Origin of the sequence: Sphingorhabdus contaminans, assembly GCF_007280415.1 — a bacterium.
Classification (GTDB): Bacteria; Pseudomonadota; Alphaproteobacteria; order Sphingomonadales; family Sphingomonadaceae; genus Sphingorhabdus_B; species Sphingorhabdus_B contaminans.
The window spans coordinates 92,509-108,791 of sequence record NZ_VKKU01000002.1 but is presented as its reverse complement, the minus strand read 5'-3'; the positions used below and the strand labels follow the sequence as shown (position 1 = coordinate 108,791).

General features: G+C 58.4%; 18 protein-coding genes and 1 tRNA gene. 10 read left to right on the top strand and 9 right to left on the bottom strand.

Annotated elements, in window-relative coordinates:
- Nucleotides 1-14 precede the first annotated feature (14 nt).
- Nucleotides 15-99, top strand: a tRNA-Leu gene (locus FOM92_RS08655).
- 115 nt (nt 100-214) lie between these two features.
- Nucleotides 215-1,570: an L-serine ammonia-lyase gene (locus tag FOM92_RS08650; protein WP_143776474.1), complete on the top strand. Its 1,356-nt coding sequence runs from the start codon at nt 215-217 to the stop codon at nt 1,568-1,570.
- 3 nt (nt 1,571-1,573) lie between these two features.
- On the opposite strand, the gene FOM92_RS08645 is transcribed toward FOM92_RS08650, so the two are convergent.
- Nucleotides 1,574-2,344 carry an SDR family oxidoreductase gene (locus tag FOM92_RS08645; protein ID WP_246087233.1) on the bottom strand — a complete coding sequence of 257 codons (771 nt, stop codon included), beginning with the start codon at nt 2,342-2,344 and terminating at the stop codon, nt 1,574-1,576.
- Between the two features lie 263 nt (nt 2,345-2,607).
- Here FOM92_RS08645 and FOM92_RS08640 point away from each other — a divergent pair, with 263 nt between their 5' ends.
- Nucleotides 2,608-2,799: a hypothetical protein gene (locus tag FOM92_RS08640; protein WP_170226833.1), complete on the top strand. Its 192-nt coding sequence runs from the start codon at nt 2,608-2,610 to the stop codon at nt 2,797-2,799.
- Nucleotides 2,800-3,012: 213 nt separating this feature from the next.
- Here FOM92_RS08640 and FOM92_RS08635 read toward each other — a convergent pair whose 3' ends face one another.
- Nucleotides 3,013-4,308, bottom strand: a complete 1,296-nt coding sequence (locus FOM92_RS08635; protein WP_143776472.1) for an MFS transporter — start codon at nt 4,306-4,308, stop codon at nt 3,013-3,015.
- A 124-nt stretch (nt 4,309-4,432) separates the two neighbouring features.
- On the opposite strand from FOM92_RS08635, the gene pgsA reads away from it, so the two are divergent.
- The 4 genes from pgsA to FOM92_RS08615 are packed head-to-tail and all read left to right on the top strand — an operon-like array spanning nt 4,433 to nt 6,316.
- A complete protein-coding gene (gene pgsA / locus FOM92_RS08630) occupies nt 4,433-5,005 on the top strand; it encodes a CDP-diacylglycerol--glycerol-3-phosphate 3-phosphatidyltransferase (RefSeq protein WP_143776471.1) in 573 nt (190 codons plus the stop codon).
- Between the two features lie 5 nt (nt 5,006-5,010).
- On the top strand, nt 5,011-5,262 hold the full coding sequence (gene moaD / locus FOM92_RS08625; RefSeq protein ID WP_143776470.1) for a molybdopterin converting factor subunit 1: 252 nt from the start codon (nt 5,011-5,013) through the stop codon (nt 5,260-5,262).
- Nucleotides 5,259-5,702: a molybdenum cofactor biosynthesis protein MoaE gene (locus FOM92_RS08620; RefSeq protein WP_143776469.1), complete on the top strand. Its 444-nt coding sequence runs from the start codon at nt 5,259-5,261 to the stop codon at nt 5,700-5,702. Before moaD ends, FOM92_RS08620 begins: the two co-directional genes overlap by 4 nt.
- Nucleotides 5,699-6,316, top strand: coding sequence for a glutathione S-transferase family protein (locus FOM92_RS08615; protein WP_246087232.1), 618 nt, complete (start codon nt 5,699-5,701; stop codon nt 6,314-6,316). The genes FOM92_RS08620 and FOM92_RS08615 overlap by 4 nt, the downstream gene beginning before the upstream one ends.
- Nucleotides 6,317-6,578: 262 nt before the next feature.
- Here FOM92_RS08615 and FOM92_RS08610 read toward each other — a convergent pair whose 3' ends face one another.
- Entirely contained in the window at nt 6,579-7,484 is a 906-nt protein-coding gene (locus tag FOM92_RS08610) for a hydrogen peroxide-inducible genes activator (protein ID WP_143776468.1), read from the bottom strand.
- A gap of 153 nt (nt 7,485-7,637) precedes the next feature.
- Between FOM92_RS08610 and epsC the strand changes: the two genes are divergently transcribed.
- Together epsC and FOM92_RS08600 are read left to right on the top strand one after the other, a co-directional pair.
- Complete coding sequence (gene epsC, locus FOM92_RS08605; RefSeq protein ID WP_143776467.1) at nt 7,638-8,363, top strand: serine O-acetyltransferase EpsC; 726 nt, start codon at nt 7,638-7,640, stop codon at nt 8,361-8,363.
- Nucleotides 8,360-8,704 carry a DUF2794 domain-containing protein gene (locus tag FOM92_RS08600; protein ID WP_143776466.1) on the top strand — a complete coding sequence of 115 codons (345 nt, stop codon included), beginning with the start codon at nt 8,360-8,362 and terminating at the stop codon, nt 8,702-8,704. Before epsC ends, FOM92_RS08600 begins: the two co-directional genes overlap by 4 nt.
- A 49-nt stretch (nt 8,705-8,753) precedes the next feature.
- On the opposite strand, the gene FOM92_RS08595 is transcribed toward FOM92_RS08600, so the two are convergent.
- Entirely contained in the window at nt 8,754-9,656 is a 903-nt protein-coding gene (locus FOM92_RS08595) for an SDR family NAD(P)-dependent oxidoreductase (RefSeq protein WP_143776465.1), read from the bottom strand.
- Nucleotides 9,657-9,845: 189 nt separating this feature from the next.
- Here FOM92_RS08595 and FOM92_RS08590 point away from each other — a divergent pair, with 189 nt between their 5' ends.
- Nucleotides 9,846-11,360 (top strand): OprO/OprP family phosphate-selective porin, encoded by a 1,515-nt coding sequence (locus FOM92_RS08590; RefSeq protein WP_143776464.1) that lies wholly within the window; start codon nt 9,846-9,848, stop codon nt 11,358-11,360.
- Between the two features lie 13 nt (nt 11,361-11,373).
- Here FOM92_RS08590 and phoB read toward each other — a convergent pair whose 3' ends face one another.
- The 5 genes from phoB to pstC are packed head-to-tail and all read right to left on the bottom strand — an operon-like array spanning nt 11,374 to nt 16,211.
- Nucleotides 11,374-12,069 (bottom strand): phosphate regulon transcriptional regulator PhoB, encoded by a 696-nt coding sequence (gene phoB, locus FOM92_RS08585; protein ID WP_143776463.1) that lies wholly within the window; start codon nt 12,067-12,069, stop codon nt 11,374-11,376.
- Nucleotides 12,070-12,084: 15 nt separating this feature from the next.
- The gene (phoU, locus tag FOM92_RS08580) at nt 12,085-12,756 is read right to left on the bottom strand and encodes a phosphate signaling complex protein PhoU (protein ID WP_143776462.1); all 672 of its coding nucleotides are present in this window, start codon (nt 12,754-12,756) and stop codon (nt 12,085-12,087) included.
- Nucleotides 12,757-12,768: 12 nt separating this feature from the next.
- Nucleotides 12,769-13,542: a phosphate ABC transporter ATP-binding protein PstB gene (gene pstB, locus FOM92_RS08575; protein WP_246087231.1), complete on the bottom strand. Its 774-nt coding sequence runs from the start codon at nt 13,540-13,542 to the stop codon at nt 12,769-12,771.
- 22 nt (nt 13,543-13,564) lie between these two features.
- Nucleotides 13,565-14,830, bottom strand: a complete 1,266-nt coding sequence (pstA, locus tag FOM92_RS08570) for a phosphate ABC transporter permease PstA (RefSeq protein ID WP_143776460.1) — start codon at nt 14,828-14,830, stop codon at nt 13,565-13,567.
- Nucleotides 14,823-16,211: a phosphate ABC transporter permease subunit PstC gene (gene pstC / locus FOM92_RS08565; protein ID WP_143776459.1), complete on the bottom strand. Its 1,389-nt coding sequence runs from the start codon at nt 16,209-16,211 to the stop codon at nt 14,823-14,825. Before pstC ends, pstA begins: the two co-directional genes overlap by 8 nt.
- Nucleotides 16,212-16,283: the final 72 nt, after the last annotated feature.

Here is a 16,283-nt window from a genome sequence, read left to right as displayed (position 1 = left end):
CCCCGACAAGCTGTGCCCCAGTGGTGGAATTGGTAGACGCGCTGGACTCAAAATCCTGTTCCGAAAGGAGTGCCCGTTCGAGTCGGGCCTGGGGCACCATCTTCTCTCCGTTCAGATACTGCCCCGCTTTCGTCGATGGCCGGACTGCGTCCGTCCGGGGGGCACCATTTATAATTGCAATTGCAACCATCTGCTCTACATGCCGTAGCGTCAGATGACCCAAAATTTCAGCATCACGGATTTGTTCACCATCGGTATCGGGCCATCGAGTTCGCATACCGTAGGGCCGATGCGCGCGGCGCGGGATTTTGCGGAACGTGCGCTGGAGCGGCCCGATGTGGGGCAGGTGGTCTGCGCGCTTTATGGATCGCTGGCGCTGACAGGGCATGGCCATGCGACCGATACGGCGATTCTGCTGGGGCTGGCCGGGCACAGCCCCGAAGGCGTATGCCCCGACGCGATTGCGGGCCTTGTCGCCGATATTCGCCAGAACGACCGGCTCCGGCTGGCGGGCCGTGTGGATATCCCCTTTGTCGAAACGCACCACCTGCTGTTCCGCAAGGGGGAGTTTCTGCCGGGTCACGCCAATGCAATGCGGTTTACTGCGACCTATGGCGACGGGTCGGAATATACCGAAACCTATTTCTCGATCGGCGGCGGCGCAATATCGCGCGAGGGGGCCGAAGCGGTGCGGGCGAATTTTACCCTGACCTATCCCTTTGCCTCGGGCGAAGAGTTGCTGGCGCTGGGGGAGGCGACGGGCCTGAATTTCGGCGCCATTGTCGAAGCCAATGAGGCGGCCTGGCGCGATCGCCATGAAACCCATGCCTTCATCGACGCCGTGCGCACCGCGATGCTGGACTGCGTGGCGCGGGGCATGGCCAATGACGGCGTCCTGCCGGGCGGGCTGAATGTGAAGAGGCGGGCGAAATGCCTGCACGAACGCTTGCTCGCCCGCGGCCCGCGCAGCGATCCGTCGACGGTGTTCGAATGGGTCAGCCTGTGGGCGCTTGCCGTGAACGAGGAAAATGCCGCCGGTGGCCGTGTCGTGACCGCACCTACCAATGGTGCGGCGGGCGTCATTCCGGCGGTGCTCAAATATTATGAGGTTTTCACCGCCAACCCCACGCCAGAGGGCAGCCGCCTTTTGCTGACGACGGCGACCGCGATCGGCTTTCTCTACAAGACGAACGCGTCAATCTCGGCGGCGGAAATGGGTTGTCAGGGCGAAGTGGGCGTTGCCTGCTCCATGGCGGCGGCGGGGCTGGCGGCGGCATTGGGCGGAACCAATGCGCAGGTCGAAAATGCCGCCGAAATCGGTATGGAACATAATCTTGGCCTGACCTGCGATCCCATTGGCGGGCTGGTGCAAATCCCCTGCATCGAACGCAACACCATGGGCGCGATCAAGGCGATCAACGCCGCCTATCTGGCGCTGCAGGGGGACGGCGCGCATATTGTCAGTCTGGACGCCGTAATCGAAACCATGCGCCAGACCGGCGAGGATATGCGTTCCAAATATAAGGAAACCAGCCTTGGCGGCCTCGCCGTCAATGTTGTCGAATGCTGATCTTTAAAATTTGATCATTATCCTGCGCGCCAGCGCCGGCGAAATCGAATAGACCAGCTTCAGCAGCTTCACCATGCCAACATTGGCTTCCGCGCTGTTGCTTTCGATGGCATCAACAATCTGGGCCGCGCAATCGGGTGCGGACATTTTGTTTCCGCCAAGCCGCCCGCGCGTCATCGCGGTGTCGACCACGGGCGGCAATGCCTCGATCACATGGACATTGGAATCCCGCAAATTGTGCCGCAGCGCCTGCGTAAAGCTGCGCAGGCCCGCCTTGCTCGCGCAATAGACGGGGCCGCCGGCCCGCGGTGCAATGGCAAGGCCCGAGGTCACGTTGACAATGGTCGCCTCTGGCCGGGCCAACAGACCGGGCAACAAATGGCCGATCAAATGGATCGGCGCGTTCAGATTGAGGAAAAAGGCGCGGTCGGTCAGGGCGAGATCAAGGGGTTCGCCCGGCCCGAAATTCCCGCTCATCCCTGCGTTATTCACCAGAATGTCGAGTGGTCGGCCGTCAAGCGCCTTGACCAGATCCAGACATCCCTGCGCATGTGACAGATCGGCCTGGATCGCCTCAAAGCCCTCATTCCGGGCAGAGGCAAGCAATTCCTCCCGCCGGCTGCAGACGATGACGGTCGCCCCCTTGCGCTGCAGAAGCCGCGCAATCTCAAGCCCGATCCCGTCCGTTCCGCCTGTTACAAGCGCGGTTTTCCCCTGAATATGCATCGTAAATTCCTCCCCCGGAAACGACCCGTCATGGTTGCGCTGCCGCATCCGTAAGGGTCTTGCCCGACCCCTCTATAGAAGGGTTGCCACAGCAATTTGAAATCTTTTTTGAAGCATCTTTTACCCCCCGCTGAAACGGGCATTTCCTAACCCTGAAGCGGGGACGGCAGACCTAATATGCTGTTTTTCGCGGCTGTGCTTGGTTAACGGGAAATGAAGAATTGTAACAGTTCGGGACAGTCGCCCGAGGCACCGGAGTTAACCATTTTTGCGCATGGCCATTATCCCTAACAAAACGTTAACGTCTGACCATGTTGAAAAGAAAACTCGTCTGTCGCAACGAAGCCGCCCGCCATCCCTTCCGCCGGATGCTGCCGCCGCCCGTCCTTGATAACACGCTCGCCATGCAGCAGCCTTCGCGCTGGTGGCGCAAGGAAGATACGCATCTGTTCATGCTGAGCTTCAGCGCATTCTTTGTGGCGATCAGCAGCTTCATCTTCTGAATTGGTAAGGGGTGCCTGCTTCACGGCACAATCGACTTGATAATACCGTCACCCTGAACTTGTTTCAGGGTCTATCGCGCAGCAGCCCCCTTTGCGCCAGCTAAAGCGCAGCCGATCCCTCCTATGGCGCCAGACCCTTAGCCTTCCGGAAGGGCTGAAAAATGGACCCTGAAACAAGTTCAGGGTGACGGGAAACCGAAAAATTCCTGTCTTTTAATCACATGCCTTGTGCAGTTGCTGCGCCAGCCAGGCGGATATCAGGCACATGGCGGCCCCCAGCAGAAGCTGGTTTACAATGCTGACGCCTGCTGCGCTCAACCCCAAGGCGATCAGCGAGCCGATCACCATCGCCCCTGAATTGACGATATTATTGGCCGCAACCGTGCGCGCCGTCTGGTCCTTGGGCACGGTGGTCGTCAAAAAGGCGTAAAGCGGCACCACGAACATGCCGCCCGATATGGCAATTCCCAACAATGTGAAGAGCAGCGCGATGGCATCGGGATGGGCCACAAAGCCTGCAATATTGTATAATTCGCCCTCGCCAATGACGTGCCAATTCTTGCAGACAAGGAAGAAGGCGACGACAAACAGGGCCATGACAAGGACACAGGCGGGTGCATAACGCGCCGATACCTGTCCTTTTAACATGCGGTTGATCGCGACCGAGCCGATGGCAATGCCGATGGAAAAGATCGCAAGGAAGAGGCTGGCAACTTCCTTGTCCGCGCCCAGCACATTTTTGGCAAGCGGCGGAAACTGGATGAACAGAACGGCGCCAATGGTCCAGAAAAAGCTGATCGATGCGATCGCCAGATAGAGCTTGCGGATGTGCATCGTGCTTTTGACGAGGTTGATGGAGGAGCGCAAAATGTGCCAGTCCACGCCGGTTTCTTCATGCTCGGGCGGGGCAGGGGGAACCTGCCGGCCGGTCAGATAGCCGATGATGGCGGTGACAACGACGCCCAGCGCCGCCCATTCCACATCGATAATGCCTGCCAAAATCGTGCCGAGCAAAATCGCGATATAGGTTCCGGCCTCGACCAGACCCGTGCCGCCCAGGACCTCATCTTCTTTCAGATGCTGCGGCAGAATCGCATATTTGATCGGCCCGAAAAAGGTCGAATGGATGCCCATAGCAAACAGGGCGAGCATCATCAGCGGAATGGCAATCAGGCTGACCGCAAAGCCCAGCCAGGCCATGACAAGCCCGATGCCGCCGACAATCATGATCAGGATTTCGCAGAATTTCACGATCCGGATTATCTTCGCCTTGTCCCGCGTATCGGCCAGTTGCCCCGCGAGCGCGGACATCAGGAAAAAGGGGATGATGAACACGGCGGTTGCGACCGCGCTGAACAAGGCTTCGGCCTGTTCATTATTGTAGACGCCATAGACGACGAACAGAACCATCGCGTTTTTGAAAAGATTGTCGTTAAATGCGCCCAGCAATTGGGTCACGAATAGCGGCAGGAACCGTCGCTGTTTCAGCAACGACATGGATGTCGACATAATTTGCGAAAACCTCTCTTCGTTTGAGGTGCCTTAGCCGCCGGATCGGACGGGGCAAAGCGCTTTTGTCGATGAAACGAAATCGCCACGTGATTTTGTAAAAATAGAAGGCTATCGGTATATCATGCTGAGCCTGCCCAACATCCTGACCCTGTCCCGCATATTGGCCGTTCCCATATTGGTGTTCCTGCTGTGGCCAGGGGCCAAGCATCTGGGGACGCAGCCGGTGCCGCTCGATTACGCCTTTGCGTTCATTCTCTACTGTCTGATGGGCATTACCGACTATTTTGACGGCTATCTGGCGCGTGCGCAGGGGACCGTATCGAAACTGGGTGTGTTTCTCGACCCCATTGCCGACAAGATCATGGTTGCTGCCGTCATATTGATGGTCGTCTTTACGCGCGATGTGGATGGCTGGCACGTGATCGCCGCACTCATCATCCTGCTGCGTGAAATGATCGTGTCGGGTCTGCGCGAGTTTCTCGCCGGATTGCAGGTTTCGGTGCCGGTATCCAAGCTCGCCAAATGGAAGACGACCTTTCAGCTTGTGGCGCTGGGCGGGATCATATTGGCAGGGGCGCTGCCGGACTGGCTACTCCTGAAACAGGCCGCACTGGCCCTGTTGTGGGTTGCTGCCATTTTGACCATGATTACCGGCTGGGATTATCTGCGCGTCGGCATCAAGCATATGGATTGAACGCCATGCGGTTCGTCTATTTCGCCCGTGTCCGCGAGGCTGTCGGTGTCGATAGCGAGGAACGCGCCGTTCCCGCAGACGTACGTACCGTACAGGACTGTATCGCCTGGCTCGAAAGCTGTGACGCGCGATATGCTGCGGCCTTTGCCGATCCGTCCCGCCTGCGCTTTGCACTGGACCAGCAGATGGTCGCCGCCGATGCCGCGCTTGCGGATCATGAAGAGCTAGCGATTTTTCCGCCGGTGACGGGCGGATGAAAAAGGTTGCGATCACCGCCGACCCTATCCGCACATCGCAGGCGCTCGACCTGCTCGAACATTTAGGCGGCGGCGCGCTCGCCAGCTTTACCGGCATTGCCCGTGCGGATTTGGGCGTGGTGGCGCTGGAGCTTGAGCATTATCCCGGCATGACCGAGCGCAATCTGGACGCGCTTGCAGACGAGGCGATGGCGCGCTGGTCCCTGCTTGGCTGCGTGGTGATCCACCGTGTCGGCAAAATCGCCGTGGGGGAGCAGGTCGTCATCGTCGCCACCGCGGCCGGACATCGAGCGGAAGCGCTGGATGCCTGCGCCTTTTTGATCGACCGTCTGAAAACAGACGCTGCCTTCTGGAAAAAAGAACATCTTGGTGACGGAAGCGCGCTGTGGGTGGAGGCAAAGGGCACAGATGATGCCCGCGCCGACAAATGGAGAGAATGATGCTGTTATATGATGCCCCTAGCCCTGCGCCCAACCCGCGCCGTGTGCGGATATATCTCGCCGAAAAAGGGCTGTCGGTGCCGATGCAATCGCTCTCCATCCTCGCCGGGGAGCATAAGTCGGCAGATTTTGTCGCCAAATATCCTGCCGGACAGCTTCCAGTGCTTGAGCTGGACGATGGCCGGATGATTGGCGAGACCATCGCGATATGCCGCTATTTCGAGGCGCTGCACCCTGATCCGCCCCTGTTCGGCACCGATCCTGCGCATATTGCGGAGATCGAAATGTGGATTCGCCGGGTGGAGCTCACCTATGGGAGCGCCATACGCAATATATGGATCCACACCCACCCGCTGACCGCGCGGGTGGTGAAGCAGCAATATACCGAATTTGGCGAAAGCAACCGGCCGCTGGCGCATGCGGCGATGATGGTGTTCGACACCGCGCTGCGTAAGACCGCTTATCTGGCAGGCGACAGCTATTCGATGGCGGACATCGCCCTGCTGAGCACGCTGGATTTCGGGCAATTTATCGGCGTGCCGATACCGGATGAGGCGGAAGCGCTGAAGGCATGGCACGAACGCGTTTCCGCACGTCCCAGCGCCTCGGCCTAGGCCGTGAACTCATAACTATCGTCGTCGAGGCGTCAAAATGGCGAAGATATCGGGGCAAAATGCGCGCTGTCAGGCAGTTATTCTGCCTGCAAGCGCATTTTGGTTCGAGATCGAAGCCATTTTGTCGTCCCGAAGGATTTGACCCATTTTGCCCATGGCTGCGTCAGAAAGCCTTGAGATATATCTATATCCCGGCGGCTTCCTTCCTTGCCCTGAGCAAAATGGCCTCAAACCTCGACGACGATAGTTATGAGTTCACGGCCTAGTTTTTGCGCAAGTCCCGTAAGGCTGCGGCGAGCATTTCAAACTCTTCGCGGCGGGGGCTGTTGGTGCGCCAGACCAGCGCGATTTCCCGGGTTGCATGATCGGCGTTTAGAGGGCGGGCCTGCACATCGGTTCCATGCAGCAGACCGGAATCGACCGCCATCTCCGGTATCAGTGTAAGCCCAAGGCCATTGTCGACCATTTGCACCAGAGTATGCAAGGACGTCCCCAGCATGGTCGCTGATGCCCGCAATTCCGGCCGGTTGCACGCCGCCAGCGCATGGTCCTTCAGGCAATGGCCATCCACCAGCAGAAGCAGCCGGCTCTCGTCGATCAGATCGGGCGTGATGCTTTCCGGCGGGTCGCGGGGGTCGTCCTTGGGAAAGGCAACGAACAGACCGTCGTCGAACAGCTTGGCCTTTTCCACATCACCGGCGGCAAAGGGCAGGGCCATCAGGACGCAGTCCACGACCCCGTGATGCAGCGCTTCGACCGCAGCCGCGCTCGCTTCTTCGCGCAGATAGAGTTTGAGGTCCGGATATTGCTTGCGCAAGGCGGGCAGCAATTTGGGCAGCAAAAAGGGTGCGATTGTCGGGATAACACTCATCCGCAGATCGTCGGCGAGCGGCTTTCCGGCAGAGCGCGCCATTTCGGCCAGTTCTTCGGCTTCGCGCAATATGCGGTGCGCCTTGGCGACCATCTTTTCGCCCAGCGGGGTAAAGCGTACCACGCGCCGGGTCCGCTCGACCAGCATCAGGCCCAGCAGCGATTCCAGCTCCCGTATACCGGCCGACAAGGTGGATTGGGTGACGAAACAGGAATCGGCCGCCTTGCCGAAATGGCCATGCTCCTCGAGTGCGACCAGATATTGAAGCTGTTTCAGAGTAGGAAGATAGGTGCTCATTTATCGAACCTTGTGATTAGTTCGGGGCCAATAATCGCTTTTACCGATTTAAACCAGCTTTTTCGGTGCAATTTCGGCCGCAGCACTGGAAATCATGTAACATATCGCCTAACTTTGACGAAAGGCTCCGGATAGCAGAGGGCAGGGACGCATATGTTCATTTCAAATCTCATCGAATATCTGGACTCGATAAAGGCCCGTGATCCCGCGCCACGTTCGCGGTGGGAGATTCTGTTATATCCCGGCGTCTGGGCCGTCGCCTACCACCGTGTCGCCCACTGGCTGTTTCTGGGGCACATGTTTTTCCTTGCGCGGCTGGTAAACCATTTTTCGCGCTTCATGACCGGCATCGATATCCATCCGGGCGCGAAGATCGGCAGCAACTTCTTCATCGATCATGGCTTTAGCGTGATCGGCGAAACCGCCGAAATCGGCGACAATGTGACCATGTACCAGAATGTCACGCTGGGCGGGACGAACCCTACCAATGGCGCGGCTGGCAAGCGGCACCCGACCATCTTGGACAATGCAATCATCGGTTCCGGTGCGCAGATCCTGGGACCGATTACCGTGGGTGAACGCGCGCGTATCGGTGCTGCGGCAGTGGTGACGGATGATGTGCCTGCGGGCGCCACCATGATCGGCCAGAAAGCGCGGTCGACACTGGTAAAGGCCGAAACCTACGCCAAGGATTTCATGCCCTATGGCACACCGTGCCGGGAAATGTTCGATCCGGCGACGCAAAGCCTGGAAATCATGCAATGCGAGATTGAAACGCTGCGCAAAAAGGTTGCGGAACTGATGGCCGAACGCGACGCTGCGGCAGCCACCCCTGTGCCGGCAAAGCGCCGTTCCACCAAGGAGGCAAAGGGCGCTTGAGCTCGGTCATTACACCTTTCCCCGTTGCCAACCGCCTCAACCAGGTCGGCTTTGACCGCGCCGAACTGTCCCAGATCCTCAATCTCTATGGCCGCATGGTCGCGGCGGGCAACTGGCGTGATTATGCCATCGATCTCGGTCGCGACGCCGCGATCTTCAGCGCCTTCCGCCGCGCGACCGAACGCCCAGAATACCGCATCGAAAAGCGGCCCGATCTGCGCAACAAGCAGGGGCAGTGGGTATTGGTCGGCGAGGGCGGTGCCGTCCTGAAGCGCGGGCATGAGCTCGGCCCCGTGCTGGCACCGGTCGAACGCAAGCTGATGAAACTGGTTGCGACATAAAAAAGCCCGGAACATCGTCCGGGCCCCTTTATTCCTATGCGGACGGGTTTTAACCCAGTGCCTGCAATGCCTTCATAACGGCCATCGACTGCTCGCCACCCGATTGCGGGACGGTTTCGCCGGTGCGGTCGATGATCTTGTCCCATGCGGCGGCAAAGCCTTCGACGGTACGCTCGTCCTCGCGCAGGGCGACGCCCGGGGTCATGGTGACATAGGCCGCATGATATCCGCCGCCACCGGCGCCGATGATCATGTTGGTCGGTGCATCTTCGCTGACGAGGTACAGCGCGGCGGGAACGACATTTTCGGGGGTGAACTGTGCGAACAGGCCCTCGGGGAAAATATCCTCGGTCATGCGGGTTCCGGCGACCGGTGCGATCGAGTTCACGCGGACATTATATTTCGCGCCTTCCAGATGCAGGGTCTTGGTCAGACCGGCAAGGCCCAGCTTTGCAGCGCCATAGTTGGCCTGGCCAAAGTTGCCGTACAGACCGGTCGACGATGTGGTCATCAGGATGCGGCCATAGGCCTGATCGCGCATCGTGTCCCAAACGGCCTTGGTGCAGTTGGCCGAACCCATGACATGGACCTGAAGCACCAGATTGAAATCGGGCATTTCCATCTTGGCAAAGCTCTTGTCGCGCAGGATACCGGCATTGTTGATCAGGATATGGACGCCGCCCCAGGCTTCTTTCGCCTTGGCAACCATTTCGACCATCTGCTCATATTCGGTAACGCTGCCACCATTGGCCATCGCTTCGCCGCCCGCAGCCTTGATCTCTTCAACGACCTGCGCTGCTGCGTCGGATGTTCCGGTGCCATCGCGCGCGCCGCCCAGATCGTTCACGACCACCTTGGCACCGCGCTTTGCGAGTTCCAGAGCATAGGCCTTACCCAATCCGCCGCCCGCTCCGGTCACAATAGCGACTTTGTCTTTAAAGCTGATGGTCATAATCAATCTCCATGAATAAGGCGGCCGAAGCACGCCAATGCGGGGCAAGCCTTGGCATGATGTTTACGTTTACGCAAGCGTAAAGCAAATCAACTGTGGACTGTCACAAAAGAGAAATTTTTGAGTCACTCTAAAGTAATATAATTGTTGTCTAGGCGTCACACCTAATTCGGATCGAGGGAATTTAAGATGACTGCAACACGTTGGCTGGCGAGCACCGCATTGATATCCGCTGCGTTAGTCGCTGCACCGGCCCAGGCGCAGGACAGCAATGCCGAGGTCGAAGCCCTGCGCGCCGAGGTGGCGGCGCTGAAAGAACAGCTTGCGGCAATTGCAGCCAAAGTCGACGCAGTGCAGAAAAAGCCTGTTGCCGAAGTAAAGTGGAAGGGAGCACCCGAAACCACTGCCGATGGCGGCTGGAGCTTCAAGCCGCGCGGGCGAATCCATATCGACGCTGGCGCTGTGAGCGAACCCGGCGCGCTTGAAAGCCGAAATCTCGGATTTGCAACACGTGTACGCCGCGTCCGGCTGGGAATGGAGGGGACAATCCCCGGAAATCTGGGCTATAAGGTGGAGGCTGACTTTGCGAATAGCGGCGTAGCCTTTGGCGATGTCTGGTTGACCTATAATCCGGCAAACGCGCCCATCGTGGTCCGCGTCGGCAATTTTGAATCGCTGAACAGCATGGAGCAGATTTCTAGTTCCAACAATGTGACCTTCATTGAGCGCAACAGCTTCAACGATGCTTTCATCAACGCACGCCGGTTGGGCGCTGCCGTGGCGTGGCATAACAAAAGCAATGATTTCTTTGTCGAAGCTGGCCTGTTTGCGGGCCATGCCATCGACAGCAGTCTGGATAATGACGGCTGGATTGGGGCGACCCGCATCCACTTCACCCCCAAAATTGGCGATACGCAACTGCATTTGGGCGCGACTTACCAGTATCGCGATTTTACCTCCAACAATGCAGGCGCCACTTCGGCATCACTGCTGTCCCCATCGACAAACCAGCTTGCCCGTTATCGTGCGCGCCCTGGCAGCCAGTTGACCGATATCCGTTTCGTCGACACCGGCAGCTTTGCCGCAAAGAGCGACCAGATCATCGGTCTGGAGGCGGCCGCCATCTTCAAGCAATTTTACATCAGCGGCGAAGCGCAATGGCTGAAGACCAATGCCTATAAGGCGGGCGATGTTGCCACGGGTCTTGATGCGTTTTCAGGTGGCAATATTGCCGTCGTTCCTACCGAAAATCCGGGCTTTTTTGGTGCCTATGCGGAAATTGGTACATTCCTGACCGGTGAAACACGCGGATATAACAACAAGCTCGGCGTATGGAGCCGGCCGAAGATCAAGAACCCCGTTACCAAGGGTGGTTTGGGTGCGTTCCAGATTGCGGCGCGTTTCGATTATCTTGATCTCGATGACGATGCCCTGAAAAATGGCGTAACCAACAATTTTGCCACCGGTACTTCGACGCTTGCTGCGTTGAACAGCCGCCTGGGCCGTGGCGGAACGCAGACCAGCTATCTACTGGGATTGAACTGGTATCCGATCGACTATCTGCGCTTCATGGTGAACTATGGACGCGTCAATGTCGAAGGCGGACCTCTGGCTGCGACGGTCGATCCGCTTTCCACGGTTCCCGTGGACGAACGCGATTACTCTGTAGACGTTCTGGCCGCCCGGATGCAGATCGAGTTTTAAAGGGAACGCGGTTTTAAACCGCGTCCTGATCCAGCGAGTAACCTGCCGATCGCACCGTCCGGATGATATCGCTGTCAAAGCCTTCGTTGAGGGCTTTGCGCAGGCGGCGGATATGCACGTCGACGGTGCGGATTTCGATATCGCTGTCATGGCCCCAAACGCTGTCGAGCAGGCGTTCGCGGGAAAACACATGGCCCGGATATTCAAGGAAATGCTTAAGCAGCCGATATTCGGTCGGGCCCAGCGGCACCTGTTTGTTGCCGCGTTTTACCTTGTGGGCAACGGTGTCCATTTCGACATCGCCAAAACGGAGCGACTCCCCGGCAAGTGCGGGGCGCACCCGGCGCAGCACGGCCTTGGCACGGGCGACCAGTTCGCGCGGGCTGAACGGTTTGGTGACATAATCATCCGCGCCGATTTCAAGGCCGCGGATACGGTCATCTTCTTCGCCGCGCGCCGTCAACATGATGATAGGAACATTGGCGGTGTTGTCGGTCTTGCGCAGTTGACGGCAAACCTCGATGCCGGACAGATTTTCCAGCATCCAGTCGAGCAGGACCAGATCGGGGGCATGTTCGCGCGCCATCAGCAACGCTTCCTCGCCGTCGCCGGTGTGCCTTACGTCAAATTCTTCACGTTCGAAATGCCAGCGGACCAGTTCGGCCAGTGCACTGTCATCTTCAACCAATAGCAGTTGTGCCTTGGGCATATCGCACTCTTCCTATCAGGCGTCGGGCAGATTTTCGCCGGTTTCGGTGAAGTAAATCATCTGCGCCACGGTCGTTGTGTGGTCGCCAATGCGTTCGAGATTTTTGGCGGTGAACAGCAAATGGGCAACTTCGGTCGCCATTTTCGGATTCTTTGCAACATAAGCGACGAAGTCGACGAACAGGTCTTTGTTCAACTGGTCCACATCATCATCGCGCGCGGTTACCGCACGGGCCAGATCAATGTCACGCTTCGCATAAGCATCCATTGCGGTCCGGATCATCTCGACGACGATTTCCCCCATGCGGACAAGCTGTTCATTGCCGGCAAGCGCCGATTTGGCTTCCATCTGGGGGACGCGCTTTGCGATATTCTTGGCATAGTCGCCGATACGCTCAATAACCGCGGACATTTTAAGCGCAGCGATCAGTTCGCGCAGATCGTCCGCCATAGGCGCGCGAAGTGCGATCGTCCGTACGACGAGCTTTTCCACTTCGGTTTCGAGTGTGTCGATAATCTTGTCCTCGGCGCGGGTCGCCGCGGCCAATTCCGTATCATGTTCGCCCAGGGCCTTCATCGCGGCCTTGACCGCAGACTCCGCGCGCGCACCCATCTCCGCGATCAGGCCGCGGATTTCGTCCATATCATCGTCAAAGGCGGTAACAGTGTGCTTCGTGCCAGTGCTCATATCTGCGATCCTTTAGCCGTAACGGCCGGTAATATAATCCTTAGTACGATCTTCGCGCGGATTGGTGAATATTTCGGAAGTCTCGCCGAATTCGATCAAATTGCCCAGATGGAAAAATGCGGTCCGCTGCGACACGCGCGCAGCCTGCTGCATATTATGGGTCACGATGATGATCGCATATTTGCCGCGAAGGTCGTGGATCAATTCTTCGATACGCGCCGTCGCAATGGGATCGAGCGCGGAACAGGGTTCGTCCATCAGGATGACTTCCGGATCGACGGCGATGGCGCGGGCAATGCACAAACGCTGTTGCTGTCCACCTGACAGGGCGGTGCCGCTGTCGCCGAGGCGATCCTTTACTTCGCCCCAAAGACCCGCGCGTGTCAGTGCGCTTTCAACGATCTGGTCGAGTTCCGCCTTACCGGCAGCAAGGCCGTGGATGCGCGGACCATAGGCGACATTGTCGTAAATGGATTTGGGGAAAGGATTGGGTTTCTGGAACACCATGCCCACGCGCGCGCGCAACTGCACCACATCCATGGACGAGGCGTAGATATCCTGACCATCGAGGAGGATATTGCCCTCCACCCGAGCGCCGACGATGGTGTCGTTCATCCGGTTCAGTGACCGCAAAAAGGTCGACTTGCCGCATCCCGACGGGCCGATAAAGGCCGTGACATTGTCCATGTCGACGTCGATCGACACATTATCGATCGCTTTTTTCTCGCCATAATAGACGTTGACGTTGCGGGTCGATATCTTCGGGTTGGCGGTTGTTTCGGCCACAATGGCGTCCTTTTCTTATCTGTTACCAGCGCGTTTCGAAACGGTTGCGCAGGTAAATAGCGAGGGCGTTCATCCCCAGCAGGAATATCAGAAGCACGATGATCGCGGCACTGGTTTTTTCGACAAAGCCCTGGTTGACTTCATCCGACCACAGATAGATCTGCACCGGCAATGCGGTGGCCGCATCGGTGAAACCCTGCGGTGGCGACGGAATGAAGGCGCGCATGCCAATCATCAGCAAGGGCGCCGTTTCACCAAGTGCGCGTGCCATGCCGATAATGGTACCGGTCAAAATGCCGGGCAGGGCGAGCGGCAGGACATGGTGGAATACCACCTGCACCGGCGATGCACCAATGCCAAGCGCGGCCTCCCGGATGGATGGGGGGACGGATTTGACGGCGTTGCGGCCGGCGATCACGATGACCGGCATGGTCATCAGCGCCAGGGTCAGACCGCCCACCAATGCCGAGGAGCGCGGCATACCGAACATGGTCAGGAACACCGCAAGGCCCAGCAAGCCAAAGATGATTGAGGGAACAGCGGCAAGATTGTTGATCGAAACCTCGATCATGTCGGTCAGCTTGTTCTTGGGCGCATATTCTTCGAGATAGAGCGCGGCAAAAACACCGACCGGAAAGGCAAGCAGCAGGGTAATCGCCATGGTCATCAACGACCCTTTGAACGCGGCCCAGATGCCCACCGCCGACGGGTCGGTCGCATCCGCACCGGTCAGGAAGGTCCAGTTGAAACCGCTGCGCAAGGCATCCTTCTGCTCCAGCGCGGCAACCGTTTTTTCAGACGCTGGTTCGCCTTTGCGCTTATAGGCGACATCAAGACGGGATTCGGCGGGCAGCCACAGGGTCTGTTTTGCGGTCACCAGTTGGGGATTGTCGGCCAGCATCTGGCGCACGTTGGCGGCAGCCGCCGATGTCAGCAATTCGCTTCCCTGATCGCCATATTGCTGGCTGACGGCCAGCTCGACAATGCCGGGGATATCCATCGAATTCAGCGTCGTGTCGGCATTGGGTCCGGTAATCGACGCGGCGGTCGCGCCCGATGTCAGGGCCGGGAAATCAAATTCGACGGCAACTTCCGTCCGCTGGAAACCGCGCAGCCCCTGGCCCAGCATGGTGAACAGCAGAAAGGCCAGGAACAGGGTCGACAGCGCAACGGCAATGAAGCCCATCGCCTTGAACCGGCGTTCGGCGGCATAGCGTTTGGCGATGCGCTTTTGCATCACCGCGCCGTTCCAGTCGGTGGGGGTGGGGTCGATGGTGGCGTTATTCATAAGCTTCACGATAGCGTTTGACCACGCGCAGAGCGACATAGTTGAGGAAGAAGGTAGTGACGAACAGCGCCAGACCCAGCGCAAAAGCCGCCAGGGTGTGGGGGCTGCCAAAATCCTGGTCACCGGTCAGCAGTGCCACGATTTGCACGGTAACCGTGGTGATGGTGTCGAACGGGTTGGCGGTCAGATTGGCGGTGTAGCCGGCGGCCATCACCACGATCATGGTTTCGCCAATTGCACGGCTGACCGCAAGCAGGACGCCGCCGACCACGCCGGGCAGCGCGGCAGGAAGCAACACCTGCTTGATCGTCTCGCTCTTGGTGGCGCCCATGGCAAGGCTGCCGTCGCGCATCGCATTGGGCACGGCGGCGATGCTGTCGTCCGACATGGACGAGACGAGCGGAATGATCATCACGCCCATCACAATGCCCGCGGCAAGCGCATTGTCCGATGCGGCATTGCTGACGCCCAGCATGACCGCGAAGTCACGGACCGTAGGCGCAACCGTCAGCGCCGCGAAATAGCCGTAGACGACAGTCGGCACACCGGCGAGGATTTCAAGGATCGGCTTCATCCATTTGCGCACATTGGACGAGGCATATTGGGTCAGGAAAATCGCGCTCATCAATCCTAACGGGATCGCAACCAGCATGGCGATGATCGCGCCGATGAAGATGGTGCCCCAAAAAAGCGGAATGGCGCCATAGCCATTATCGGCGCCCGCTGTGACGACGCTTTTGGGATTCCAGTCGGTGCCGAACAGGAATTCGAACGGCGATACCATCGAGAAAAACTGATAGGATTCAAAGATCAGCGAGGCAAAGATGCCAAGCGTTGTGATGATGGCGATCAGGGATGCAAACAGAAGCCCGACCATGACCAGTCGCTCAACCTTGTTACGGGCGCGGAAATCCGGTTTCAGGCGGGTAAAGGCAAAGGCACCGCCGGCAAATAGCAACACAAGTGTGCCCGCCATGCCGATCCAGCTATAATAGGATAAGGCGTCCTTATAGAGCGGCGCGAGCTTTTCACTCTGTGCCTGGAACGCGGTTGTCTGCAGCCCCTGCGCGATGGCGCGGGCTTCGGACAGAATTGCCGCCCTCGAAAATCCGTCTTGTGGCAAGTCGGACGCGGCCGGTGCGGACAGGACCATGTTGGTGACCAGCGCGGGCGAAATTGATTGCCAGATAAACATGAAAAGCACGGCAGGGACGACGGCGCATACCGCAACAAACCAGCCATGATAGGAAGGCAGGCTGTTCACCTGGCCACGCGGACCGCCCTTTGCGGCGCGCACAAATGTCGCCGCGCGCGCACGCCCGACGATCCACGCCACCAACCCGAGGCCAAGGACAAGGAAGAGCAACGCCGTTCCAGTCATATACCTAACCTAGCCCCCTTCGGCCCAAAGGCCGGAAAATTGAGAAAATTACGCACCAAAAACACTGGGCAT